Origin of the sequence: Rhizobium sp. UGM030330-04, from assembly GCF_003208455.1 — a bacterium.
Lineage (GTDB): Bacteria > Pseudomonadota > Alphaproteobacteria > Rhizobiales > Rhizobiaceae > Agrobacterium > Agrobacterium rhizogenes_A.
In genome coordinates, this window is sequence record NZ_QKML01000001.1 from 286,296 (window position 1) to 312,118 (window position 25,823).

General features: G+C 60.1%; 26 protein-coding genes. 4 read left to right on the forward strand and 22 right to left on the reverse strand.

Annotated elements, in window-relative coordinates:
- The first annotated feature begins 12 nt into the window (after positions 1–12).
- On the forward strand, positions 13–1,209 hold the full coding sequence (dapE, locus tag N434_RS01410; RefSeq protein WP_110755629.1) for a succinyl-diaminopimelate desuccinylase: 1,197 nt from the start codon (positions 13–15) through the stop codon (positions 1,207–1,209).
- Positions 1,193–1,789 (forward strand): hypothetical protein, encoded by a 597-nt coding sequence (locus tag N434_RS01415; protein WP_110755631.1) that lies wholly within the window; start codon positions 1,193–1,195, stop codon positions 1,787–1,789. The genes dapE and N434_RS01415 overlap by 17 nt, the downstream gene beginning before the upstream one ends.
- A 15-nt stretch (positions 1,790–1,804) precedes the next feature.
- On the opposite strand, the gene arsC is transcribed toward N434_RS01415, so the two are convergent.
- Genes arsC through def form a run of 4 tightly spaced genes read right to left on the reverse strand, consistent with a single transcriptional unit; the run spans position 1,805 to position 4,491 of the window.
- Positions 1,805–2,212, reverse strand: coding sequence for an arsenate reductase (glutaredoxin) (gene arsC / locus N434_RS01420; protein ID WP_065114732.1), 408 nt, complete (start codon positions 2,210–2,212; stop codon positions 1,805–1,807).
- Complete coding sequence (gene truA, locus N434_RS01425) at positions 2,190–2,996, reverse strand: tRNA pseudouridine(38-40) synthase TruA (protein WP_110755633.1); 807 nt, start codon at positions 2,994–2,996, stop codon at positions 2,190–2,192. Before truA ends, arsC begins: the two co-directional genes overlap by 23 nt.
- Positions 2,996–3,931 (reverse strand): methionyl-tRNA formyltransferase, encoded by a 936-nt coding sequence (gene fmt, locus N434_RS01430; RefSeq protein WP_110755635.1) that lies wholly within the window; start codon positions 3,929–3,931, stop codon positions 2,996–2,998. Before fmt ends, truA begins: the two co-directional genes overlap by 1 nt.
- 47 nt (positions 3,932–3,978) lie before the next feature.
- Positions 3,979–4,491: a peptide deformylase gene (gene def, locus N434_RS01435; protein WP_110755636.1), complete on the reverse strand. Its 513-nt coding sequence runs from the start codon at positions 4,489–4,491 to the stop codon at positions 3,979–3,981.
- Positions 4,492–4,640: 149 nt separating this feature from the next.
- Between def and N434_RS01440 the strand changes: the two genes are divergently transcribed.
- The gene (locus N434_RS01440) at positions 4,641–5,834 is read left to right on the forward strand and encodes a DNA recombination protein RmuC (RefSeq protein ID WP_161991575.1); all 1,194 of its coding nucleotides are present in this window, start codon (positions 4,641–4,643) and stop codon (positions 5,832–5,834) included.
- Positions 5,835–5,887: 53 nt separating this feature from the next.
- Complete coding sequence (locus N434_RS01445; RefSeq protein ID WP_110755949.1) at positions 5,888–6,787, forward strand: ribokinase; 900 nt, start codon at positions 5,888–5,890, stop codon at positions 6,785–6,787.
- A gap of 21 nt (positions 6,788–6,808) precedes the next feature.
- Here the strand turns inward: N434_RS01445 and trmB are convergent, their stop codons facing one another.
- The 18 genes from trmB to N434_RS01535 all read right to left on the reverse strand — a co-directional run bounded on the left by trmB (position 6,809) and on the right by N434_RS01535 (position 25,792).
- A complete protein-coding gene (trmB, locus tag N434_RS01450) occupies positions 6,809–7,507 on the reverse strand; it encodes a tRNA (guanosine(46)-N7)-methyltransferase TrmB (protein ID WP_110755639.1) in 699 nt (232 codons plus the stop codon).
- A 173-nt stretch (positions 7,508–7,680) separates the two neighbouring features.
- Positions 7,681–8,943 carry a methionine adenosyltransferase gene (gene metK, locus N434_RS01455; protein ID WP_065114726.1) on the reverse strand — a complete coding sequence of 421 codons (1,263 nt, stop codon included), beginning with the start codon at positions 8,941–8,943 and terminating at the stop codon, positions 7,681–7,683.
- A gap of 190 nt (positions 8,944–9,133) precedes the next feature.
- The gene (locus N434_RS01460; protein WP_065116110.1) at positions 9,134–9,553 is read right to left on the reverse strand and encodes a helix-turn-helix domain-containing protein; all 420 of its coding nucleotides are present in this window, start codon (positions 9,551–9,553) and stop codon (positions 9,134–9,136) included.
- A 133-nt stretch (positions 9,554–9,686) separates the two neighbouring features.
- Complete coding sequence (gene lnt / locus N434_RS01465) at positions 9,687–11,276, reverse strand: apolipoprotein N-acyltransferase (protein WP_110755641.1); 1,590 nt, start codon at positions 11,274–11,276, stop codon at positions 9,687–9,689.
- Between the two features lie 221 nt (positions 11,277–11,497).
- Positions 11,498–12,643 (reverse strand): hemolysin family protein, encoded by a 1,146-nt coding sequence (locus N434_RS01470; RefSeq protein WP_110755643.1) that lies wholly within the window; start codon positions 12,641–12,643, stop codon positions 11,498–11,500.
- A gap of 15 nt (positions 12,644–12,658) precedes the next feature.
- Positions 12,659–13,165, reverse strand: a complete 507-nt coding sequence (gene ybeY, locus N434_RS01475; protein WP_065114723.1) for an rRNA maturation RNase YbeY — start codon at positions 13,163–13,165, stop codon at positions 12,659–12,661.
- A 10-nt stretch (positions 13,166–13,175) separates the two neighbouring features.
- A complete protein-coding gene (locus N434_RS01480) occupies positions 13,176–14,231 on the reverse strand; it encodes a PhoH family protein (protein WP_065114722.1) in 1,056 nt (351 codons plus the stop codon).
- Between the two features lie 40 nt (positions 14,232–14,271).
- Positions 14,272–15,675: a tRNA (N6-isopentenyl adenosine(37)-C2)-methylthiotransferase MiaB gene (miaB, locus tag N434_RS01485; RefSeq protein WP_181423839.1), complete on the reverse strand. Its 1,404-nt coding sequence runs from the start codon at positions 15,673–15,675 to the stop codon at positions 14,272–14,274.
- 151 nt (positions 15,676–15,826) lie between these two features.
- The gene (olsA, locus tag N434_RS01490) at positions 15,827–16,621 is read right to left on the reverse strand and encodes a lyso-ornithine lipid O-acyltransferase (protein ID WP_065114720.1); all 795 of its coding nucleotides are present in this window, start codon (positions 16,619–16,621) and stop codon (positions 15,827–15,829) included.
- 30 nt (positions 16,622–16,651) lie between these two features.
- The gene (locus tag N434_RS01495; RefSeq protein WP_065114719.1) at positions 16,652–17,080 is read right to left on the reverse strand and encodes a Fur family transcriptional regulator; all 429 of its coding nucleotides are present in this window, start codon (positions 17,078–17,080) and stop codon (positions 16,652–16,654) included.
- 70 nt (positions 17,081–17,150) lie between these two features.
- Positions 17,151–17,645, reverse strand: coding sequence for a GNAT family N-acetyltransferase (locus N434_RS01500; RefSeq protein WP_065114718.1), 495 nt, complete (start codon positions 17,643–17,645; stop codon positions 17,151–17,153).
- A gap of 52 nt (positions 17,646–17,697) precedes the next feature.
- Positions 17,698–18,366, reverse strand: a complete 669-nt coding sequence (gene tsaB, locus N434_RS01505) for a tRNA (adenosine(37)-N6)-threonylcarbamoyltransferase complex dimerization subunit type 1 TsaB (RefSeq protein ID WP_110755644.1) — start codon at positions 18,364–18,366, stop codon at positions 17,698–17,700.
- 21 nt (positions 18,367–18,387) lie between these two features.
- Positions 18,388–18,951, reverse strand: coding sequence for a NifU family protein (locus tag N434_RS01510; protein ID WP_003503755.1), 564 nt, complete (start codon positions 18,949–18,951; stop codon positions 18,388–18,390).
- A 237-nt stretch (positions 18,952–19,188) separates the two neighbouring features.
- The gene (locus N434_RS01515) at positions 19,189–19,680 is read right to left on the reverse strand and encodes a universal stress protein (RefSeq protein WP_065114716.1); all 492 of its coding nucleotides are present in this window, start codon (positions 19,678–19,680) and stop codon (positions 19,189–19,191) included.
- Positions 19,681–19,794: 114 nt separating this feature from the next.
- Positions 19,795–20,859: a tryptophan--tRNA ligase gene (gene trpS, locus N434_RS01520; protein ID WP_110755646.1), complete on the reverse strand. Its 1,065-nt coding sequence runs from the start codon at positions 20,857–20,859 to the stop codon at positions 19,795–19,797.
- Between the two features lie 103 nt (positions 20,860–20,962).
- Positions 20,963–21,367: a VOC family protein gene (locus N434_RS01525; protein WP_110755647.1), complete on the reverse strand. Its 405-nt coding sequence runs from the start codon at positions 21,365–21,367 to the stop codon at positions 20,963–20,965.
- Positions 21,367–22,956 carry a murein biosynthesis integral membrane protein MurJ gene (gene murJ, locus N434_RS01530; protein WP_110755649.1) on the reverse strand — a complete coding sequence of 530 codons (1,590 nt, stop codon included), beginning with the start codon at positions 22,954–22,956 and terminating at the stop codon, positions 21,367–21,369. The genes N434_RS01525 and murJ overlap by 1 nt, the downstream gene beginning before the upstream one ends.
- Before the next feature lie 7 nt (positions 22,957–22,963).
- Positions 22,964–25,792, reverse strand: coding sequence for a [protein-PII] uridylyltransferase (locus N434_RS01535; protein WP_110755651.1), 2,829 nt, complete (start codon positions 25,790–25,792; stop codon positions 22,964–22,966).
- Positions 25,793–25,823: the final 31 nt, after the last annotated feature.

Sequence of the window (25,823 nt, forward strand, 5' to 3'; positions counted from 1 at the left end):
AAAGCTGATACCATGACCACGACCGATCCCGTTGCCAATCTCGCCGCCCTCATCCGTTGCCCGTCGGTGACGCCTGCGGAAGGCGGCGCGCTTTCCCTGCTCGACACCCTGCTTTCGCCGCTCGGCTTTGCGGTTGAAAGGATGATTGCAAGCGAGGCGGGAACGCCTGACGTGGAAAACCTCTATGCCCGGCTCGGCTCCGAGGGTCCGCATCTGATGTTTGCGGGCCATACGGATGTCGTCCCCGTGGGTGACGAGGCCGCATGGAGCCATCCACCCTTCTCGGCAGAGATTGCCGGCGGGGAAATGTACGGCCGCGGCGCGGTGGACATGAAGGGCGGTATCGCCTGTTTCGTTGCGGCCATTGCCCGCCATGTCGAAAAACACGGCAAACCGCAGGGCTCCATTTCTTTCCTGATTACCGGCGACGAGGAAGGTCCTTCGATCAACGGCACCTCCAAGCTGCTGGAATGGGCGGCTGCCAAAGGCGAGACATGGGACGCCTGCGTCGTGGGGGAGCCGACCAATCCCGACCAGCTGGGCGACATGATCAAGATCGGCCGCCGCGGATCGCTTTCCGGGCGGATCACGGTCCATGGCGTTCAGGGCCATGCCGCCTATCCGCATCTCGCCGACAACCCCATTCGCGGGCTGCTGCAGCTGACCCAGGCGCTGATGCATCCGCCCTTCGATCACGGCACGGATAACTTCCAGCCATCCAATCTGGAAGTAACGACCTTCGACACCGGCAATGCCGCGACCAATGTCATCCCCGCGCGGGCGACGGCGGCCTTCAACATTCGTTTCAACGACACATGGACAGCCGAAAGCCTGCGAGCGGAAATCATCCGCCGTCTCGATGCAGCCGCGGCCAATGGCGAGCTTCGTCCCGAACGCAGCCCGGTCAAATACGAGATCGTCTGGGCAGACCGCCCGGCGCATGTCTTTTTGACGCGGAACAATTCGCTCATCTCCTCGCTTTCCGGCGCGGTTGAGGCCGTTACCGGCAAGGAGCCGAAACTGTCGACCACCGGCGGCACCTCGGATGCCCGCTTCATCAAGGATTATTGCCCGGTGGTGGAATTCGGTCTCGTCGGACAAACGATGCATATGGTCGATGAGCGTGTGGCGGTTGCCGATCTCGAGACACTGACGCGCATCTACGAAACCTTTATCGAACGATGGTTCGCCCATGCCGACGGCAAGTGAAGTAAGGCTCTATCTGAAAGGTCTGTGGCTTCTGCTGCTCGGCGACCATACCGGCGCGCGTTATCTCGATCTGACCGAGCGTGGCATGGCACGATCCTTCTATTCCGCCCTGTGGTGCCTGCCCGCCATGCTGGTTTCCTGGCTGTGGCTGCGCGCGGCCTTCCTCGCCGGATGTCCACCGGGCACCGGAACCGGGCTGATCTTCTTTTTCCGTCTGGCGATGGTCGAGGCCATCTGCTGGATCGTGCCGCTGCTGCTGATCGGCATGCTGTTATACGCCTTCGGCGCACGGGAGAAATTCGCACCGCTCGTCACCACCATGAACTGGCTGTCGCTGCCGTTTTCCTATGCCTATGCGGTTCTGATCCTGATCGCATTCTTCCTGCCGCCCCTGCAGGGGCTGATCGCCATTCTGTGGCTGGCGCTGCTTCTGTCGCTGGTCTTCGCCTTTTCGCGGATCGTACGGTTTTTCATCCGTGACCAGTCGCTGCTCGTCTCCGCCATCGTCATGACGCTGCTGGTGCCGGGCATGCTTCTGTCGGAGGCGCTGCAGCGCTTTCTCGGCGTTTATCCCACCTGACCTTTGCCGAGAGCTTCAGCGGCCGGAGCGGACGATCTCGCCGTCTTCTTTCACGAATTCCCCGATATCCGGGTTCGGCAGAATTTCCAGCACCACCTCCGAGGGCCGGCAAAGCCGCACACCCCTGGGCGTTACCACGATCGGGCGGTTGAGCAGGACCGGGTGGGCTTCTATGGCGTCAAGCAACGCATCATCCGTTACGGTTTCATCCTGCAGCCCCAACGCCGCATAGGGCGTTCCCTTTTCGCGCAGCAGGGCCCTCAGCGGAACCCCGATGCGCACGGCAAGATCGCGTATCTCGTCTCGCGCAGGCGGTGTTTTCAGATATTCTATCACCACCGGTTCGACGCCGGAGGCCCTGATCATCGCAAGCGTGTTGCGCGAGGTTCCGCAGGCGGGATTATGATAGATCGTCACCGTCATTGCTCATCTCCATGCGCGGGCGTCGAGGCTCGATTACGTCTGGATAATCGACCTGCATGAAATAAAGGCCATCCGGCGGTGCGACGGGGCCGCAGGCCTTGCGGTCCCGCGCTTCCAGCGCGGCTCGCACATCCTCCGGCGTCATTGTCCCTTCGCCTGCGAGTTTCAGCGTACCGGCGAAGGAGCGTATCTGGTTGTGCAGAAAGCTCTGCGCCGTCGCACGGATTTCGATGAGGTCCCCGTTGCGCGTCACATCCAGCCGGTCGAGCGTCCGGATCGGGCTGTTTGCCTGGCAATGGACCGAGCGAAAGGTGGTGAAATCATGCCGACCGACGAGCATCTGCGCGGCGGCATGCATAAGCTCATGGTCCATGTCCTTCGACACCCACCATGCCCGCTTGCGTTCCAGCGCCAGCCGGGCCTTACGGCAAATGATGCGGTAGAGATAGTGACGGCGGATGGCGGAAAAGCGGGCGTCGAAATCCTCCGTCACCGCCGCCGCATCCAGAACAGAGACAGCCTCTTTCGCCATGGCCAGATGCGCGTTCACGGCATTGCGAAGCTTGTAGGGTTCCCAGTCGCGGGAAAGATCGACATGAATGACCTGCCCCACGGCATGCACGCCGGAATCGGTGCGGCCCGCACCGCGAATGGAGACGCTCTCCCCGGTCAGTGACCGGACCGCAGCCTCCAGCGCACCCTGAACCGAGGGGCCATTATCCTGTCTCTGCCAGCCGAAGTAAGGCGTGCCGTCATATTCGACGGTCATGCGGAAGCGTGGCATCAGCCGAGCCTCGTTGTGGCAGGGACCGGCGTGCCACGCACGAAATCGGCAGCAGACATCGGTTTGCCGCCCGCCTTCTGCAGACGGGTAAGCCGCACGGCATCGCTGCCGCAGGCGATCGTCAGGGCGTCATCAAGCACCGCACCCGCTTCCCCCATGCCGCTTGCCAGTTCGGAGGCGAGAACTTTCACCCGCTCCGCCTTGCCGCCGATTTCCATTTCCAGCCATGCGCCTGGGAAAGGCGACAGGCCGCGAATATGGTTGTGCACATCCTGCGCGGGACGGGAAAAATCGATGCGGGTCTCGCCCTTGTCGATCTTCGCGGCGTAAACAACGCCCTCTTCCGCCTGCGTGACGAGAGGCAGGTCGCCGGCTTCCAGCTTGTCCATCGCCTGCCGCATCAATCGCGCGCCTGCCAGCATCAGGCCGTCGTGCAATTCGCCAGCCGTCATATTTTCGTCGATCGCGACCTTTGCGGTTAGCGCGACAGGGCCGGTATCCAGCCCCTTTTCCATTTTCATGACCATCATACCGGTCTCGGCATCACCGGCCATGATCGCCCGCTGGATGGGGGCCGCACCGCGCCAGCGTGGCAGCAGCGAGGCATGGCCGTTATAACAGCCGAGGCGCGTGCCGGAGAGGATCGCTTCCGGCAGCAACAGCCCGTAGGCGACGACAACCGCCACATCCGCATCAAATTCGCGGAACCGCTGGCGATCTTCCTCAGATTTGAAGTTCACGGGCGTCAGCACGGGAAGCCCCAGCAATTCGGCCGCCTGATGCACCGGAGACTTTTGCAGATCGAGACCACGGCGACCGCCGGGACGCGGCGGCTGGGTATAAACGGCCACGACCTCGTGGCCCGCCTCCACCAATGCACGCAGAGTGGGAACGGAAAAATCCGGCGTGCCCATAAAAATGATGCGAAGAGCCATCGTCGCCCCCTGCCCTGTCTTCCGTTCCGGCCCCCAGAGGGGAGGGATCAGATCTTTGCGCGGGCCGCTTTCGTGAATTTCTTGATGACCATGTCGCGCTTGAGCCGCGAAATATGGTCGATGAAGAGAACGCCGTTCAGATGATCGATCTCGTGCTGCAGGCAGGTGGCGAGAAGCCCGTCCGCCTCGACCGTCTGCTGCTTGCCGTCGCGGCCGACATATTGCACCGTGAGCGACGCGGGACGCTCCACCTCGGCGTAATAATCGGGGATGGAGAGGCAGCCTTCCTCATAGGTCGAGACATCGTCCGAGACCTTGAGGATTTCCGGATTGATGAAGACGATCGGGGTCTTTTCCTCGCCTTCACGCGCAACGTCGATCACCAGCATACGGCGCGCCACGCCGATCTGAATGGCGGCGAGGCCGATGCCCGGCGCATCATACATGGTTTCCAGCATGTCGTCGGCAAGGCGCAGCACTTCGGCATCCACCTGTTCGATGGGCTTCGATTGCTGGCGCAGCACGGGATCGGGCAAAATGATAAGCGGTTTGATAGTCATGGCTTCCCATAACGTATCTCTCGCGCCGAGGAAATAAAAAACACGAGGGTGAAAACGGCCTGCGGCATCCGCCTTGCCCGACTCATTTCCGCCGCAGGAATGTTCTTGTTTTGATCTTCCGAATCACAAGAAACCTGCTAGATTTAATCATGAGCATAGATTTCTCCGTTCTCCTCGATCCAGCCCTGCGTGCCGGTTCCGTCGATATCAGTTTCGGCGCGCTGCTCGCGGCTCTGGTTTTCGGTCTGGCAACGATCTGGCTGGTTACGACGAACCGCACGAAAAAAGCGGGTGCCGATGGCGAAATCTCCGATCTCCTGAAAACACAGTCCGAACTGCATGGCCGGATCGCGGCCATGGCGGAAACGCTCGGCACGCGCCAGACCGAGATGAGCCAGACGCTCAACCAGCGCCTCGACGGCATGTCGCAGCGCCTTGGCGAAACCCTGACGGAACAGACCCGGTCGACGCATGAAAATCTGAGCCGCCTGCAGGAGCGTCTTGCCGTCATCGATGCGGCACAGGGCAATATTCAGGATCTGGCGAAGGATGTGGTCGGGCTGCAGGCGATCCTGTCCAACAAGCAGACGCGCGGTGCTTTCGGACAGGCGCGCATGGAGACACTGATTGCCGACGCCCTTCCCGCCGGCGCCTTCCAGCTTCAGCCAACGCTTTCGAACGGCTACCGGCCGGACTGCACCATCAAGATGCCGAACAATGCGCCGCCACTCGTCATCGACGCCAAGTTTCCGCTGGAGGCCTGGAACGCCATCAAGGCGGACGAGACACCGGAAACCAAACGCGCCGCCGTGCAGCAGTTTCGTCGCGATATGGAAGTGCATATTCGCGACGTGGCCGAGAAATACCTCATTCGCGGCGAGACACAGGATACGGCCTTCATCTTCGTGCCGTCCGAATCGATCTTCGCCGATATTCACCAGCATTTCGAATATCTCGTGCAACGCGCCCACCGCGCCCGCGTGGTCATCGTTTCACCATCGCTGCTGATGCTGTCGGTGCAGGTTATCCAGTCCGTACTCAAGGATCAGCGCATGCGCGAGCAGGCGCATCTCATTCAGGGCGAAGTCGCCCTGCTTATGGACGATGTGCGGCGGCTGGACGACCGGACGCGCAAGCTGCAGGCCCATTTCGGGCTGGCGCAGAAGGACATCGACATGATGCTGATTTCCTCCGACAAGGTGCTGGCGCGCGGCCAAAAGATCGAGGGCCTCGATTTTTCGCCAAGCGAAAAGGAGAGCGCACCTGGGGAAATCGAGCAAACGCGACGCTTTGCGGAGAACAGGGCGGGAACGGCCAAGTTGCGGGTGGTTGACGACGAGTGATCGCCTCGGGCAAAGTCGCCGCCTTGCTTGAATTTTATACGGACATGCCCGCCATGATTACTGTTTTCGGCTCCATCAACATGGATCTCGTCGCCACCGCCAAACGCCTGCCCAAGCCCGGTGAAACCGTGACGGGAGAGACCTTCTCCACGGCCGCAGGCGGCAAGGGAGCCAACCAGGCACTGGCCGCACGGCGCGCTGGCGCCACGGTCAAGATGGCGGGGGCTGCGGGTGACGACACCTTTGCCGCACCGGCATTGACGTTGCTGCGCGACGCCGGCACCGATCTCTCATTGGTCAAAACAGCGCCCGGCCCGACGGGAACGGCGGTGATCCTTATCGGTGAAGGCGGGGAAAACATGATCTCGGTCATTCCCGCCGCCAATGGCGAAGTCTCCGCATCCGACGCCGCAAAGGCCGTGGCGGAAATGTCGGCAGGCGACATTTTGATACTGCAGTTCGAGATACCGGCGCCCGCCATCGAAGCGGCGCTGACGACAGCGAAGGCGAAACGCATCACCACCGTCATCAATACTGCGCCGCTGACCGGCGACGGGCCGCGCCTTGCCGGCCTTGCCGATATCGTCATCGCCAACGAAACCGAGTTCGAACTGTTGATCGGCAAGAACGGACTTTCCGCTTCCGAACGGGAAACCGAACTCAAGGCCCTGCATGACAGGACCGGCCAGACATTGATTGTCACGCTTGGTGCGGACGGCGTGATCGCCATGCGCGACGGCAAGGTCTACAAGGCGTCTGGCCTCAAGATCGAGCCGGTCGATACGGTTGGCGCAGGCGATACCTTCTGCGGTTATCTTGCCGCCAGCCTCGATCAGGGAATGGATTTCGAAAAGGCGCTGAAGCGCGCTGCCGTTGCCGGCTCGCTCGCCTGCACCCGCGCGGGTGCCCAGCCCTCCATTCCGCTTGCCGCGGAAGTGGACGCGAATATCTGATATTCGCGCCGCCTGTGACTATCAACTGCGGATGAAGGTGAGATAGGCCGAGCTGCGGCCTTCTTTTTTCGCCTTGTTCTCGTAACGCGTGCCCGGCCAGTTGGCATAGGGCGTGCGCCAGTCGTCAGCGCTTGTCGCCGTCCACTCGAAGCCGCCATGCCGGGCGCAATGCTGCAGCGTCCAGTTGACGTAAGTATCGATATCCGACGCGAAGCAGAACTTGCCACCGGGTTTCAGAACGCGGTGGAAGCGGGCAAGATTGACGTCAGAAACGAAACGGCGCTTCCAGTGCTTCTTCTTCGGCCATGGATCGGGATAGAGAAGGTCGATATGATCGATCGAGCCTTCCGGCAGCCAGTCCAGCAATTGCGTCGCATCATCATCGTAAAGGCGGATATTCATCAGCTCGCCTTCGCGCACGGCCGCGAGCAGCTTGGCCATGGAATTGACGAAGGGCTCGACGCCGATGAAACCCGTTTCAGGGTTTTCGACAGCACGATGGGCAAGATGTTCGCCGCCACCGAAACCGATCTCAAGACGGATCGATTTTACATCCGCGGGAAAGAGAGCGGCAAGATTACGCGGCGGCGCGCTTTCCAGATCGATTTTCAGCAAAGGCAGCAGGTTCTCGATCGTATCGATCTGCTGATTGCGAAGAGGCTTTCCCTTGCGCCTGCCAAAAAACGCTTCCGTTGCGCGCGAGCGCCGCTCTTCCGTCATCTCATACTCTCAAGAACAAATGGTTTTAACCCGCACAGAGCCACATGTGGCGCTGTGCGGGTTATAAAAAGTGCAGACGGTATCTCTCAATCGCCGTCGAATGACAAGGGCGATATCCCGTACATGCATTTTCCGGACGTAAAACCGCTATGCAGCTCTTTACCGGGAATGCTTCAAGCGCTCAAAGCTTCCTTGAGCGGCTTCACCAGATCGAGCTTCTCCCAGGAGAAGGAGCCGTCACGACCGGCCTTGCGGCCGAAGTGGCCATAAGACGAGGTCTTGGCGTAGATCGGCTTGTTGAGATCGAGGTGACGGCGGATACCCGAGGGCGAAAGGTCCATGACCTTGCGGATCGCGCCTTCGACCTGATCTTCGTTGACCTTGCCGGTGCCATGCAGATCGACATAGATCGACAGCGGCTGGGCGATACCGATCGCGTAGGAAATCTGGATGGTGCAACGTTCGGCAAAACCGGCAGCCACGACGTTCTTGGCAAGGTAACGGGCGGCATAGGCGGCGGAACGGTCAACCTTCGTCGTGTCCTTGCCGGAGAATGCGCCGCCGCCATGGGGAGCCGCACCGCCATAGGTGTCGACGATGATCTTGCGGCCGGTCAGGCCGGCATCGCCATCGGGACCGCCAATGACGAACTTGCCCGTCGGGTTGATATACCACTGGCAATCGTCAGCGATCTTCAGGTCACCCAGAGCTTCGCGGATATAAGGCTCGACAACCGCGCGAACCTTCTTCGAATCCCAGCTTGCATCGAGATGCTGGGTAGACAGAACGATGGATACGGCTTCGGCGGCCTTGCCGTCGATATAACGAACCGTCACCTGGCTCTTGGCATCCGGGCCAAGTTTCGCCGCTTCGCCTTCGCCGCTCTTACGGGCGGTGGCGAGCAGCTGCAGGATACGGTGGGAATAATAGATCGGAGCCGGCATGAGGTCCGGCGTTTCCTTGCAGGCGTAACCGAACATGATGCCCTGGTCGCCGGCGCCCTCGTCGCCCTGCTTGTCGGAGGCGTTATCCACGCCCTGCGCGATGTCTGCGGACTGCGGGTGCAGGAGAACGTCGATCTTGGCGGTCTTCCAGTGGAAACCATCCTGCTCGTAGCCGATGTCGCGGATCGCCCGACGGGCGGCGGACTTGAACTTCGAGGGATTGATGACCGGATGGCCAGCGGCATCCTTGAGGACCTTGCCGTCCTTGTCCTTCTTCAGAAGCGTATCGGGAACCCGAACCTCACCGGCGATAATGACGCGGTTGGTCGTCGCAAGCGTTTCGCAGGCAATGCGCACGGTCCAGGGGTCTACACCCGTCTTGGCCGCTTCACGATAAATGAGGTCCACGATTTCATCGGAAATACGATCACAAACCTTGTCCGGATGACCCTCGGCCACGGACTCGCTGGTGAACAGATAATTGGCACGCATGCGGGATTCCCCTCAAAGAACGGTCTTCGAGTTTGTTAGTCATTTCGGCCATGAAAGACAAGGACACAACCACATAAATATATCTTTATGTGAGAATTCCTTTCTAATCCGGCACAAAAAAACGGCCCTTGCGGACCGTTGAGTGTCCGGCGCCCTTGCCGGAAAATTTATGGGCATCGCTCACCAAAGCTTACTCCGCGTCTCCCTCGGCGGCGAGCGCCTTGACGAGATCAACGAGACGGCGGCGAACCTTGGGATCGGCAATCTTCACAAATGCGCGGTTCAGCTGCAGGCCCTCGGCCGAGGACAGGAAGTCAACCACGTAATTGGAGCTGGAGGCTTCCGCCATGCCGCTTGCGCCACCCGCCTGGTCGCCGGGAGCATCTTCGAAAAAAAAGGACACCGGGACATTGAGGATCGCGGAAATATTCTGCAGGCGGCTGGCGCCGACGCGGTTCGTGCCCTTTTCGTATTTCTGGATTTGCTGAAAGGTAATTCCAAGGCTTTCGCCCAGCTTTTCCTGGCTCATGCCCAGCATGGTTCTGCGAAGACGAATTCGGCTTCCGACATGAATGTCGATAGGATTAGGCTTTTTCTTATTCTCGGTCATCATGCGGTCCTGACACTCGGAAAGGGTTGATATCTCGCTTCATTACTATTCGAAGAAATGAGCCGGCATTTCGACAGCGTCTAAACTTGTTTTACGACTGACGTATTCACTATGCAATTGCGGAAGTTCCCGGTCAATTCTGGCGCTGAGCAAAACTCCAGGCAGGAAATACCGCAACGATCAGCATGATGGAAAAAATCAACCAGAAATACGTCCGATGTGTGTCGTAGGTAAATGCGTCGTTTGACCCACCACTCAAAGTGGCGTCAACAATTCCCACCCGACCGTAATCGAGCCCGGCGATAATGCGGCCATAGGGGTCTATGACGGCGGAAATTCCGGTATTGGCACCCCGAATCACCGGCACGCCCGTCTCAACGGCCCGGACTCTCGCCTGCAGAAAATGCTGATAAGGGCCGGGCGTATCGCCGAACCAGCCATCATTGGTCACATTCAGAATGGCGGCCGAGCCGGCGAGCCCCTGCGTCATCTCACCCGGGAAAATGATCTCGTAACAGATGAGAGGATAGAAGGTCTTACCCGAAGGAAGCGTGAGCGGCGTACGCGAGGAAGCGGCGGAAAAGCCCCCCGGCAGGGCGATGACATTGTCGATGCCGAATTCCCGCAGGATGCCTTCAAAGGGGACATATTCGCCAAAGGGGGTCAGATGCACCTTGTCGGTCGCGCCGATGATCTCGCCCTGGCTGTCGATCGCATAGACCGAATTGTAATAACGCGGCGGGCGGCCTGCCCCCTGATCTTCCATTCTGACGGCGCCGGTGAACAGAACCTGTCCGTCTTCCAGCGTCTTTGCAATCTCCGTCAGAGCGTCGGGGTTCTGCGTCAGGATGAAAGGCACGGATGTTTCCGGCCAGACAATGATGTCCGGGCGCTTCTTCCCTTCACCCGGCGGCAGGGCCGTCAGGCGCAGATGCTCACCGAAAATCTCGGCGCGGTCGGAATTCAGCATTTTGCGCGACTGGTCGATCGACGGCTGAACGATCCTGACCGTCAGGGCATCTTCCGGTGTCTCCGCCGGTGTCTGAAGGCGGTAGAGGCCGTAACCGAAATGGCCGGCCAGCAACAGGCCCGCCAGGGCAAGGCCCGGCCACATGCCTTTTTTCGTGCCGATCAGGGCCGGTGCGGCAAAGATGAAAACGGCCAGCGTGGTCACGCTGAAAAGTCCGAGCAGATGCGCGGACTGCATCATGACCGGGATGGGCATGATGCCGTAACCGATGGCATTCCAGGGGAAGCCGGTTGCGAGAAAGCTGCGCAGCCATTCCGAAAAGCCGAATGCGGCGGCAAGCGCCGCAATACGGCCGAGACCATCCGACCAGACGATATTGGCCGCAGCAACGGCAAAACCGTAAAACAGCGCCAGAAAAGCGGGCAGGCCAAGGATGGCGAGCGGCAGCGCCCAGGCGAATTCATCCGCCTCCAGCAAAAGGGCATTGCCCAGCCACCACAGGCCCGCCACGAAATAACCGAGCCCGAAACACCAGCCGATGCCGAAAGCGGGCATGACGCGACTGAAGATGCCGCCGCCCGGCTTGCCGGTGCAGCCATCCACCAGCCAGACAAGCAGGGTGAAAGACAAAAACAAGGCCGCGAAAAAGCCGAATGGAGGCAAAGCCAGCGCACCGACCGCGCCTGCGGCAATCGCCATGACTGCGCGGCTTTTGCCACCGGCCAGCATTACCCTGCCTGCAAGACGCTCCATGCCATCTCCGTTTTATGCGCGTCCGGAAAAGCCCGCGGACGGCAAGGCCGCGCAACGGAATTTTCTCTCAGACCCGACGTAAAGGAAAAAAGATTCGCAGTCCACAGGAGTGGAGAAAGCCCTGATGACCGGCTGTGCTTTTCATGGGCCGACCCGGCATTCAAACGGCAGGATCGCAGCCAAAGAAGCAAATCGACGGGTATTATCCCCGTCGATCCCATTCAGTCGGCATTCTGCTGGTGCGCGATGAGGCGGACATCCGGCGCCGGCAGCGCAATCACCTCGTTGGCGCCGGCATCACCCGGTGCACGGTCATCCTGCCCTTCCGAACCGTGATCACGCACGATGCGGACACCCTTGATGCGGCGTGTATCCGCATCGAGAATCTGGAATTCGAAACCAGGCACGGCTCTGACCACCTCACCCTTGGCCGGAATGCGGCCGAGCGCGAAGAAGATCAGACCGCCGAGGGTATCGATTTCTTCCAGATGTTCCCTAACGTCGAATTCAGGCCCGATTGCCTCGGCCAGTTCCGTAAGTTCGGCGCGGGCATCCGCCACGAGCACGTCGGCCGAAAGACGCGAGAACATCGCCTCATCCTTGTCGTGCTCGTCATCGATATCGCCCACGACCATCTCGACGATATCCTCGTGGCTGACGAGACCGTCGGTGCCGCCATATTCGTCGATCACCAGCGCAAGCTGGGTTCGCTGGGCCTGCATGGTCTTCAAGAGATCCGAAGCCAGCATGGAGGGCGGCGCAAACAGAATTTTACGCACCAGTCCCGCATCGGCGAGGGTCTGTTCGAGATCGACCCGCGCCAGATCGAAATTCGGCCGTGGCGAACGGGGTACCTTCACTTCCGTATAGGCAACGCTGCGCGACCCGGCCCGCCGCTTGTTGCGGGCCTGTTTGGCGACATAGGCAAGCAGGTCGCGGATATGGATCATGCCCTTCGGATTATCCAGCGTCTCGTCATAGATCGGCATGCGGGAACGGCCGGTTTCCTCAAAGAGGATCAGCGCATCGCCGATCGTCATGTTCTGATCGAGACCGTCGATATCCACCCGCGGGATCATGATATCTTCGACCCGAACCTCCCGGAAACGCAGGATATTGTTCAGCATCGCCCGTTCTTCGGGCGAAAAGGCCGCACCGATTTCGGTGTCGTCCATCAGCGCGTCGGTCAAATCCTCGCGCAGGCGCTCGCCCTGAGACGGTTTCAGCAACCGTGCGATGCGAGACCAGATCGTCGTTCTCGGCTTTGCATTGTAGTCTTGACGTAAATGACTACTGCCCTCCTCCGAGGAGGACTGCTCACCATTTTCTCTGCCCTCATTGGCAGGTCGTGCAGAATGTTCGTTCATGGCTCCAGACAATATTCAAAGCGGCTCCTGACCCGCGTAGGGATCAGATAGGCCAAGCAGTGCCAAAATGCGAGTCTCAAGCGACTCCATTTCTTCGGCTTCTTCCTCGTCCATGTGGTCATAACCAAACAAATGCAGGAACCCATGAACGAGCAGATGGGTCAGATGATCCCCGAAACTCTTCTCAAGTTCAAGGGCCTCGCGCTCAACCGTCTCGCGCGCGATGACGATATCGCCCAGCATGGGCCCGGGCATTCCGCCCGGTTCCAGCGGAAAAGCGGGGAAAGACAAGACATTGGTCGCCTTGTCCTTGTCGCGCCATTCAGCATTGATCTCGCGGATATTTTCATCGTCAGTGAAGACCAGTGACAGTTCCACCGGCATTTTCGGGAAGGGTTGGCCCTCTTCCCGCTTCAGAAAATCGACAGCCGCATCCAGCACTTTCGTTGCAAAGGCAAGCAGATCGTCTTCCGAGGACCAGCCTTCGGCCTCGACGCTGATTTGAATATCCAGAACTGTCATCGTCTTTACGTCAGTCGCCCTTCACGAGGCTTTCATCCGGCACCGCCGTGTGGGATTCGTAAGCGCGGACGATGCGCGCAACCATCGGATGGCGAACGACGTCGACATCCTTGAAGCGCACGACGGAAACACCTTCGACATCACCGAGGATTTGCAGGGCCTCGACAAGGCCGGATTTGACGCCGCGCGGCAAATCCACCTGGCTCGGGTCGCCGGTCACGATCATGCGGCCGTTTTCGCCGAGACGCGTCAGGAACATTTTCATCTGCATCGTCGTGGTGTTCTGGGCTTCGTCCAGAATGACGGCGGCATTGGCAAGCGTGCGGCCGCGCATGAAGGCCAGCGGCGCGATTTCGATGACGCCCGCCTGAATGGCGCGCTCCACCTTGTCACCCGGCATCATGTCATAAAGCGCGTCATAAAGCGGACGAAGATAGGGATCGACCTTTTCCTTCATGTCGCCCGGCAGGAAGCCCAGGCGCTCGCCCGCTTCCACCGCAGGACGCGACAGGATGATGCGGTCGACCGCGCCGCGCTCCAGAAGCTGCGCCGCATGAGCGACGGCAAGATAGGTCTTGCCGGTACCGGCAGGGCCAACGCCGAAAACCAGTTCGGATTGCTCCAGTGCCCGCATATAGACGTCCTGCGTCGGCGTGCGGGCAGCGATGGTCTTCTTGCGTGTGGAAATCTGCGCCATGGAAATCTTCGCCTTGCGTTCCATCGTCGGCAAGGTCAGCTGGTCGTCCGCGGCCATGGCCATGCGGATCGCGCCTTCGACATCGGAAACCTCGGCGGTTCCGCCCTTGAGCAGCCGTTCATAAAGGAAATCCAGCGCCCGGCGAGCCTGATTGGTGGCAACGACGTCACCGGTGATGGCGACGGAATTGCCACGCGGACGCGCATCGATGTTGAGGCGCTGTTCCAGAAGCTTCAGGTTCTGATCGAACTGACCGAATAGCTCTCCCGCTATCCTGTTATTCTCGAACGTGAGGACGAAGTGATTGGCGTCGGTCGCGGCTTGGCGTGGCTGGCGCGATGAATTTGATACCAATTCGTGTGCGTTCAAGCGGTCAGGCTCCTGTCCCAATCAGTGTCGGCTCCTCACTCTAACTTTCTGCCACCTCGGCAAACAAGCTGTTTGGACCCGTTGCGGTGATTCGTACATGAACAATGTCACCGATTTTCAACGTCTTTGCATCAAGATTCACGGATTGCAGCCAGGGAGAGCGACCTATCAACTGTCCAGGCATGCGGCCGGGCTTTTCCAGCAACACATCCATGGTCTTTCCGACCAGCGATTCCGCAAATTCCTTCTGCTGCCGCAGCAACAGGGCCTGCAGTCTTTCCAGCCGCTCGGCCTTCACTTCTTCCGCAACCTGATCCGTGAGATCGGCGCCCGGCGTGCCGGGCCGGGTGGAATATTTGAACGAGAAGGCCTGCGCGTATTGCACCGTCTCGACAATCGCCATCGTGTCTTCGAAATCGCGATCCGTCTCACCGGGGAAGCCGACAATAAAGTCCCCCGACATGGCGATATCAGGGCGGGCGGCGCGGATTTTTTCGATAAGCTGGATATATTCCCTGCCCGTATGGCGGCGGTTCATCGCCTTCAGAATGCCATCCGATCCCGATTGTACCGGCAGATGCAGATAGGGCATCAGGATACGCAGATCGCGGTGCGCGCCGATCAGGCGCTCGTCCATATCGCGTGGATGGCTGGTGGTGTAGCGCAGCCGCGCAAGGCCGGGTATTTCCGCCAGCCGGTAGAGCAGCTCGGCGAGGCCCCATTTATCGCCCTTCGGGCCTTCACCCTGCCAGGCATTGACGTTCTGGCCGAGAAGCGTGATTTCACGCACGCCGGCATCCACCAGCTTCATCGCCTCATCGACGATCTGACGCACGGGGCGGGAGACCTCCGAACCGCGCGTATAGGGCACGACACAGAAGGTACAGAACTTGTCGCAACCTTCCTGCACCGTCAGGAAGGCGGTGACGCCGCGCGTGCGCAACGTCGCCTTTTCAGCGACCGGCAGATGTTCGAACTTGTCCTCGACCGCATATTCGGTCTCGATGACACGCTCACCGCCACGCACCCGCTTCAGGGCGTCCGGCAGGCGGTGGTAGGTCTGCGGGCCGATGACGACATCGACGGCGGGCGCACGGCGAAGAATTTCCTCGCCTTCCGCCTGCGCCACACAGCCGGCAACGCCGATCATGAATTCACGGCCCTGCTCTTCGCGCGATTTTTTCATGTCGCGCAGGCGGCCAAGCGCCGAATAGACCTTTTCAGCCGCCTTTTCGCGGATGTGACAGGTATTCAGCAGAACCAGATCCGCCTCGCCCATATCCTCGGTCTGAACGTAACCATCCTTCGCCAGCGCATCGCTCATGCGGACGGAATCATAGACGTTCATCTGACAGCCATAGGTCTTGATGAAGACTTTTCGACTGTTAGAGCCCTCTCGGGCAATTATGTGTGGGGCGTCGAGGCCAAGCGTTTCCTGGGTCATGGCGGCTATCTAGTGTTTTTTCCGGCCAGATTAAATAGAAAAATCCCGGAAAAGCTACGATACCAGAGCAACGGAGTCATTCCGTTGCTCTCGATTTTTGTTTACGCAGCGGATTTTCCGAAAACCGCCACACAGTTTTCGGTCCGATGCGTTATTTTCGCCAGCCGCCACGCAGGCTGAAGGCCAGCATGGAGCGGATCGCGCCGGCAATATCGGTGGCGAGGCGCTTGCGGTTATCCGTGCTGTGGAACGGAACGCTGTCACCGAAGGTCACGTCGACATCGATGGCGCCGGCCTTGATGATGCCGAGCAGATGCGGCACGAGCGTGATGCTGCCCGGCCAGGCGGCAATGACCCGGTGATAACGTCCCATGGCCATGCCATGCACCCGCGTATAGGCGATGGCGACCGGCTGCACGTAAACCAGCTTTCCCGGAACCTGTTCAGCGGCAGTGGAAGCCGCGCCGAACAGCGAGGATTTCACGGCCAGCATGCGATTACCGTCCGAAGTCGTCCCTTCAGGGAACAGAACGACGATCTCGCCGTCAGCCATGCGGCTGGCGATCTCGCTGACCTGCGCGCCGGTGCTGCGCTTCTGTTCGCGCTGAACGAAGATGCTTTTCTGCAGCCGGGCAAGCCAGCCGAAGACCGGCCAGTCACGCACCTCCGTCTTGGCAATGAACACCACGTCGGCAATGCTGCCCAAAACGAGGATGTCCTTCCATGAGGCGTGGTTGACCGCCAGCATCAGCGGCTTTGCCCGCTCCACCTCTCCGTGAACATGCACGCGGATGCCGAGTACATGACAGGCTATCCGGTGCCAGATGCGGGGAATGCGACGGCGCAGCCGCCAGTCGAAGGCAAGGCCCAGAAGTTGCAGCGGCAGCAGGATGAGCGTCACGATCAGGAGAACGATCGCGATATAGGCTGTCCGCAGCCACATCATGATGGAAACGCCCGCTTGTTCACCAGCGTCTCAGTGTTCGCCGGGCTTCAACGGCACGCCGTAAAGTTCCAGTCGGTGATCGACGAGCTTGAAGCCGTGCTCCCGGGCGATCTTTTCCTGGAGGGCCTCGATCTCGGCCGAATGGAATTCGATGACCACACCGTTCTTCAGGTCGATCAGATGATCGTGATGTTCCTCGGGCACGGTCTCATAACGCGAGCGGCCATCGCGAAAATCGTGACGCTCGATGATGCCCGCATCCTCGAACAGCTTCACCGTTCTGTAGACGGTGGAAATCGAGATGCGCGGGTCCACGGCGGAGGAACGGCGGTAAAGTTCCTCGACATCTGGATGATCAGCCGATTCCTGCAGGACACGGGCAATGACGCGGCGCTGGTCCGTCATCCGCATGCCGCGTTCGGCACAAAGCTCCTCCAGCGTTTTCGAAAGGTCTATCACGTCTTCTGGCCTTTTGAGTATTCCGGTTGAATTTTGCGGCTTTCGCCGAAAAAATGCCTGTCGCAGGGAACTAGCGAAGATCGCGGCGCATGACAAGCGCCGTCGACTTCGTTCCATCCTTGGCTGTGTAATAGGCCTTGCGTTCCGCGACGGTTTTGAAGCCGAGCTTTTTATAGAGCCCGAGGGCGGAGGCGTTGCTGTTGTCCACCTCGAGAAATATGGTTTCAGCGCCGCGCATCATCGCCTCACGGGTGGCAGACTGCATCAGGCGCCAGCCGAGGCCGGTGCGCGAGAACCTGTCGGCGACAGCGATGGTGAGGATTTCCGCTTCTCCCGCCACTTCCCGCGCAAGCACGAAACCACCGAGCGGCTTGCTGAAAAATGCGTTGGTCTGACGTGCAACGGCGCCGAAAACAGATCCTTGCGTCAACAGTCCGGAGAACTCCCCGTCGTTCCAGGGGCGCGGAAAACGCAGCGCGTGCAGTTCCGCCACCGCGGCGCAATCCTCATGCTGCATCGGCACGATCTCGAAATAGGGCTTCCAGCTCAGATAGTCATCAAACATGGCAAGGGTCGGGCATCACAGGAATCATTCGCACGTCTTGACGAATGCCCTATCAGGCAACGCCCTGACGTGCCAGCGCAAAACCGGTCTGCGGCCGGGCGTCAGGCCCGCGCAGATAAAGCGGTGCGGGTTTCGGCTGGCCCGCCGGCTTGAGCGCTCCGGCACGAGCGACGGAGGCGATCGGGAAATGGTCCGGCCCGGAACCTGTTTCCTCTCCTGCAAACAGGGGCCCGGCCGAGCCGACTACGGCACCATCGAAACCGGAAAGAGCCGCTCTGGCATCGTCGAGAGACAGCAGCACTGCCTCACGAAGCGGCGACCCATCCGCCGCAAATGTCTGGAGATAGGCTTCACCACGTTTGGCATCCAGCCCGGCGGCCACAGGCCGGCCGGGATTTGTAAGCAGATGATGATGAGCGAGCGTTTCAAGCGTGGTGACACCCACGGCCTCGACGCCAAGCGACAGCGCAAAGCCCCGCGCGGCGGCAACCCCGACGCGGATGCCGGTAAAGGACCCCGGGCCGATTGTCACGGCGATACGCTCCACCTTTTGAAGTGGAAGCTGTGCCTGCTGCAAAGCGCCATCGATCACAGCCATCAGCCTTTCGGCATGGCCCTTTCCGATCGTTTCGCACACTTCGCCGAGCACCCTGTCGGAGGCGCTGTCATATACGCAGGCGGAACAATCCACACCTGACGTGTCGAGTGCGAGAACAATCATGTCGGGACCTGGCTTACGATATCATACCGCTTCGACTTCGCGCACTTCCGGCACGAAATGGCGAAGCAGATTCTGAACGCCGTGCTTCAGCGTGGCGGTGGAGGACGGGCAACCCGAGCAGGCGCCCTTCATGTTCAGAAACACGGTGCCATCGCGGAAACCGCGGAAGGTGATGTCGCCGCCATCCTGCGCCACGGCGGGGCGGACGCGGGTATCCAGTAGTTCCTTGATGGTGGCGACGATGGTTTCGTCACCCTCTTCGAAGAACTCGCCTTCCTCATCCGATACTTCGGCGGCAATAGCCGTGCCCATGATCGGGCGGCCGGACATGAAATGTTCCATGATCGCGCCCAGAATGGCGGGCTTCAGGTGCTGCCACTCCGCACCGTCCTTGGTGACGGTGATGAAATCGAAACCGAAATAAACGCCGGTAACGCCCGGAATCGTAAAGAGGCGTTCCGCCAGCGGTGAGGCCTGCGCCTGCGACGGGTTGAGAAACTCCACTGTCCCGCTTTCCAGCACCACCTTGCCGGGCAGGAACTTCAGCGTCGTCGGGTTCGGCGTGGCTTCCGTCTGAATGAACATCGTCTGTCTCCTTCGAGGTCGCCATTCACGCCCCGTAATTTAAAGCGCGCCGCCTTCACGACCACGCGCTTTAAATTTTTTGCTACGCATGTCTTTATCCCAAAACCGGTTCCCACTTTTGGGAGACATGTTTTAGAATTCTTCCAAAAAATACGCCCGGCGAAGCTTCACTTCAAGCCCTGACATGATAATTACATTCAAGAAATCGTCAGCCCCTAAATCTTGTCCGGGGCCGGATCAGCAGAGCGCGTCGATTTCCTCGTCCGACAACGTATCCGGCAACACGGTGACGGGAATGGGGAATGCGGCACCGCGTCCGGCGATGGAGGATACAAGCGGTCCCGGTCCTTCCTTCGTCGAGCCTGCCGCCAGAACGAGGATCGCGATATCCCGGTCCTCCTCGATCAGCCCGTGGATCTGCTCGGTGGCACTGCCTTCGCGGATCACCGCTTCCGGCTCGATGCCAATGGTCTCACGAACCTTCTGGGCGATCTTGGCAAGCGTGGCCTCCGCCTCCTCGCGCGCTTCCGCCCGCATGATCTGCTCGACACCCAGCCATTGCTGGAAATCGCCTTCGGGGATCACGTAAAGCAGCACCAGCCCGCCATTGGAGTTCTTGGCGCGACGACCGGCATAGTGCACGGCCCTTTCGCATTCCGGTGTGTCATCGATAACAGCGAGAAACTTGCGGCGATGCCCTTCCAGACGCGACAGCCGTTTTGAAACCATTCCGCACTCCCTAAGTCCGCCGTGATCCGCAAAACCGCCCGACGGTTCGGGCGGAGATTATATCAAATCACGGCAGGCGCAAACCGCCCGCCGCATCCGCGCGGCAGCGACCTGTCAGCGCAGGAAGCCGATGATATCGCGCACCTCGTTCATCGTCTTTTCGGCGATGGTGCGTGCCCGCTCGCCGCCCTGTTTGAGGATGGCGTCGATGTGGGTCGGATCGTCGAGAAGACGGCGCATCTCGTTGTTGACCGGAGCCAGCACATCAACGGCAAGCTCGACCAGGGCCGGCTTGAAGGCCGAGAACTGCTGCCCGCCGAATTCGGCAAGAACATCCGCCTTTGTCCTGTCGGAAAGGGCGGCATAGATGCCCACGAGGTTTTCGGCCTCGGGACGGCCCTTCAGGCCTTCGACTTCGCTCGGCAATGCGTCCGGATCGGTCTTAGCCTTCTTGATCTTCTTCGAGATCGCGTCGACATCGTCCATGAGGTTGATGCGCGACAGATCGGAAGGATCGGACTTCGACATCTTCTTGGTGCCGTCCTTCAAGGACATCACGCGCGGTGCCGGGCCGCCGATCAGCGGCTCCACCATAGGGAAATAGGCATGCACCGGCTCATCGCCCACGGTGATATCGATGCCAAGGTCCGCCTTGCGGATATGATCGCCGAAATCGATGTTGAATTTCTGGGCGATATCGCGGGCGAGTTCCAGATGCTGTTTCTGGTCGTCTCCAACCGGCACATGGGTGGCGCGATAGACGAGAATGTCAGCGGCCATCAGGCTCGGATAGGCAAGCAGGCCGAGCGAGACCTGCTCGGCATTCTTGCCGGACTTGTCCTTGAACTGCGTCATGCGCTCCATCCAGCCGATGCGCGCCACGCAGTTGAACACCCATGCCAGTTCCGCATGCTGCGGCACGGCCGACTGGTTGAAGACGATATGCTTCACGGGATCGATGCCCGAAGCAATGAAGGCAGCCGCGATGGAGCGGGTCTGCGCCTTCAGGTCGGAGTGAACGAGCTGGGCGGTGATGGCATGCATGTCGACGACGCAATAGATGCAGTCGTTATCTTCCTGCAATGCCACGAACTTGCGGATCGCACCGAGATAATTGCCGAGATGCAGATTGCCGGTCGGCTGGACGCCCGAGAAAACCAGCGGCTTGAATGCGTTCATTGTCGTCCTCGAAAAGGCTTGTGGAGGGCCCCGCCCCATGATTGGAATTGCACGCGCGCTTATGCACCCGCAGCCCCCCGCAATCAAGCGGTTTCAGGGCATCTCAGCCGTGCGGCTGAAGAAGATCCCAACGATTTCCGTAAGGATCGGCAAAGACCACAACGGAGCCGTAAACCTCGTGGCGCGGCTCTTCCAGAAAGCGCACACCGCGGGCGAGCATGGTCTCGTAATCGCGCTGGAAATTGTCGGTGTGCAGGAAAAATCCGACACGCCCGCCGGTCTGGTTGCCGATGGCAAGACGCTGCGGCTCGCCATCGGCCTCGGCAAGCAGCAGGCCGCCGCCCTCGGTGCCTTGCGGCTTCACCACCAGCCATCTTTTGCCGTCGCCAAGCGGCTGATCGGAAAGGCAGTCGAACCCGAGAACGTCGCAATAAAACGCCTTCGCCCGGTCGTAATCATCCACCACGAGGGTGACGAGCGCGATGCGGCGGTTCCCGGCAAAGGACATCAGCCCGCCTCCGTTTCGATGTTCTTCTTGCCGCGCTTGCGTATGGCTCGTTTGACCATGCCGATATCGGCGCCGCCGGAAACGAAAGCAAGTACGAAATAGACCAGCATGGCCGCAAAGACGAGAGCCATGATCGTTCCCGCCCGCACAAAAATGGACGAGGCGGAAGACAGTTCGAAGCTCAGCCAGGTCAGCGCATAATGTATGAAACCGGCCATCAAGGCCGCGGCCAGCAGCAAACGCGGAATGCGGGTGAGCAGCGGAATATCCACATGCCAGTGACCGCGCCACAACAGCATGCCGAACAGCAAGGCGGCATTGACCCAGCCGGCGGTGATCTCGGCAATGGCGATGCCCGGGCCTCCGAGGCGCGGGAAGAGCGTCAGCGCCATGGAGACGTTCACCACCACGGAAATCGCTGCGAAGATCATCGGCGTGCGGGTATCCTCCCGGGCGAAGAAGCCCGGAATAAAGGCCTTGATCAGCACGAAAGCCGGTAAGCCAAGGCCATAGATGCCGAGAATTTGCGCGACGGTGACGGTGGCCGAAGGCGAAAAGTTGCCGCGTTCATAAAGAAAACGAACGATGGGTTCCGCCATGACGAGAAGCGCGGCAGCGGCAGGTAATGTCAGGAACAGCACGAATTCCACCGAGCGGTTCTGCAGGCTTCCCGCCTCGACCATCTGCCCGCCGCGCAACGCCCGCGCCAGTTCCGGCAAAAGCACGGTGGCCACCGCAATGCCGACGACGCCGAGCGGGAGTTGATAAATCCGGTCCGCATAGGCAAGCGAGGAGATCACGCCTTCACCAGCCGATGCGATGTTGGTGTTGATCAGCAGATTGATCTGGGTGATACCGCCTGTTATTGCCGCCGGCAGGGCAAGCACCAGAAGGCGCTGCACATTCTTCGTCAGCCGCGGCCTGCGGAAACCGATGCGCATGCCGGCATTGCGCACGGCAATCCAGACGATGGCAAGCTGCACCAGACCCGCCGCCATCACCCCCCAGGAGAGCGCGTAGCCCACCTGCAACGGATCGTAATTCTTCCACCACGCCAAGGCGAGCACGCCAATAAGGATGATGTTGAGGAAAACCGGCGCGATCGCCGCCGCAAAATAGCGGTGCAGCGAGTTCAGCATGCCGCCCATCATCGCCGCCAGCGACATGCAGGCGAGATAAGGGAACATGATGGTGGCGAGATGGATGGTATTTTCGAACTTCACGGGATCATCGACGAAGCCCGGCGCGATGATCATACGCACGATGAACGGCATCGACAGTTCCATCAGGATCGTCAGCGCCAGCAACACGGTGAACAGGACGCCAAAGACCTCTTCGGAAAAGCGCCTTGCGCCTTCCATGCCATTCGCTTCGATTTCCTTGGCGAAAAGCGGCACGAAGGCGGAGTTGAAAGCGCCTTCGGCAAAAAGCCGCCGGAAGGTGTTTGGAAAACGGAAAGCGGCGTTAAAGGCATCGGCCACCGGACCCGTGCCGACGGCGGCGGCCATCAGGGTTTCACGGAGGAAGCCGAAGATGCGGCTGCCGAGCGTGGCGGTGCCGACAGTGGCGAACTTGCCGATCAGACTCATGGGCGCTTCAAGCCTTTGCCGTGCGCGCGGCCGGCAGCGCCGCCACGTCTGGGTGGGCGATGATGCCGTTCGGCATGCGGTCGCGCAATTCGTCTTCCTGCTCGCTCATCACCGCTTTCAGGCGCGTGGCGATGCTGGCCTGCCGGTTGTCGTTCGTCACCTTCTGCCCGAAGAGATCGGTGACATAAAAGGTGTCGATGACTTTTTCACCGAAGGTGGTGATGCGGGCGGAATGGATGTCCAGCGACAGATCGGCGATGACAGCCGTCATATCCGCCAGCAGGCCCGGCCGGTCGAGGCACTCGACCTCGATGACGGTGAACTTGTTCGACAGCCCGTTGGAAATGATGACCGAGGGCGGAATGGTGAAGGCGCTTTTCTTCTTGCGGCTCTTGGTGCGGGTGGCGATCATTTCCGGCAGGCGCTGACGGCCCGACAGAACCTCCTCGATGAGCTTGCCGACATTATTGCCGCGCCGCATCTCATCCTCATCGATCGGGAATTCCCGGTTGATGAGGATCGTATCCAGTGCCCGCCCGTCGGAGGTGGTGAATATCTGCGCGTCGGCAATGTTTGCGCCAGCGGCGGCGCAGGCGCCGGTGATGATCGACAAAAGGCGCGGATGGTCGGGCGCCAGTACGGTGATTTCGGTGATGGCGTGGAAGGAATGGGTGCGCACCATGGTCGACAGCGCCTTTTCCTGCTTGTCGGCCTCACGGATGAAGCGGGTGTGGCGCACCTGGTCTTCCAGCGCCACCGTCAGCAGATAGGGCTCGTAGTGCAACTTGGTATATTTGCGCCGCGCCTTCTGGCCCCAGTCATCAAGGGCGTCGTAGAGCGCCTGCCGGGCGATCTGCGCCCGCTCCTTGCGGGAGACCTCCGAGAAGCCGCCTGACAGCAGCAGTTCGGTCTCGTAATAAAGCGAGCGTAGCAGCTGCCCCTTCCAACCGTTCCAGACGCCCGGACCAACGGCGCGGATATCGCAGACCGTCAGGATCAGCAGCATCTTCAGCCGCTCCATGGACTGCACCTTGTCGGCGAAATCGGTGATGGTCTTGCGGTCGTGCAGGTCGCGCGTCTGGGCGACCATGGACATCAGAAGATGCTGCTCGATCAGCCAGACGACCGTTTCGGTCTGCTTGCCGGTGAGGCGGAAACGCTGGCAGAGCTTGCGGGCCACACGGGCGCCGGCAATCGAATGGTCTTCCTGCCGGCCCTTGGCGACATCGTGCAGCAACACGGCGACATAAAGCGCCTCGCGCTCTTCAACGCCGGGCATCAGCTGGTTGGCGAGCGGATGGGCATCAATAGCCGTACCCTTGTCCACTTCCGACAGCACGCCGACGGAGCGGATCAGATGCTCATCCACCGTATAGTGATGATACATGTTGAACTGCATCATCGCGACGATCTTGCCGAATTCGGGAATGAACTTGCCCAGCACCCCCGCCTCGTTCATGCGGCGCAGAGTGAGTGCCGGATCACGCCGCGAGGTGAGGATCGACAGGAACAGCCGGTTCGCTTCCTCGTTTTCGCGAAGCTCGTCATTGATGAGCGACAGCGAGCGGGTGACGACACGCAGAGCATCCGGATGCAGTTCAAGATTGTTGATATCGGCGATGTGGAAGAGACGGATCAGATTGACCGGGTCGTTCTTGAAGACGTCAGGCTTGGCCAGAGCGATCCGTCCCCGGTCCTCAACGAACTCCACTGAACCCGCAATCTTGCGGACGCGGCGGGCGAAACGGCTGAGAACGCCGGAAAGGCCCGGCACATCCTTCGCCTGCCGGTCTTCCAGCGCGGCGCAGACGATGCGGGTCAGGTCACCCACATCCTTGGCCACGAGGAAATAGTGCTTCATGAAACGCTCGACGGCGGAAAGGCCGGGGCGCGGCTGATAATTCAGCGCATCGGCGATCTCACGCTGAATATCGAAAGAAAGACGCTCTTCCGCCTTGCCGGTGATGAAATGCATCTGGCAGCGGACGGCCCAGAGAAAATCGTCGGCCTTTTCGAACAGCTTCAGTTCGGATCTGGACAGAACTCCGAGTTTGACCAGATCAGCCGTATCGCGAACGTGGTAATAATATTTGGCGATCCAGAACAGCGTGTGCAGGTCGCGCAACCCGCCCTTGCCTTCCTTGACATTCGGCTCCACCAGATAGCGCGTATCGCCGGCCTTGCGGTGCCGCTGGTCGCGCTCGGCAAGCTTTGCGGCGATGAATTCCGGGCCGGTGCCGGTGACGACTTCCGACTCGAAGCGTTTTTCGAGATCGTCGGTCAGGGACTTCCTGCCGCAGATCGCCCGAACTTCCAGAATGGCGGTGCGGATCGTCATATCGGATTTTGACAGGCGGATGCACTCATCCACCGTGCGCGTGGCATGGCCCACCTTGAAACCGAGATCCCAGAGGAGATAGAGCACGAATTCCACGGCCTTGTGCATGTCAGGCGTATTCTTGGCCGGCAGCAGGAACAGGAGGTCGATATCCGATCCCGGCGCCAGCGTACCGCGGCCGTAACCGCCGACCGCAGCGACCGCGATCTGGGGTGCGTCCTTCGGATAGACATACTGGCAGGCGAGATCATAAAGCATCTCGATCAGCCGGTCCTGAAGCCAGGAAATGCGGTGGGCGCAATCAATGCCGCTGCCATCGGCTTTCAGCAATTCGCGGATATTCTCCCGGCCTTCCGTGCTGGCCTTGCGAAAGAGCGGCAGCAGGTCGGACCTGATATCGGCAATGCGCTTGCCGTCTTCCCTAAAGATGATGTCACATTCGCGCTTCAGCGCCGAAACATCGAGAATGTCGGAAAAATCCAGGTCCTTGATGGCCATCTATGCCGGTATCCATGTCCTGTGGGAAATC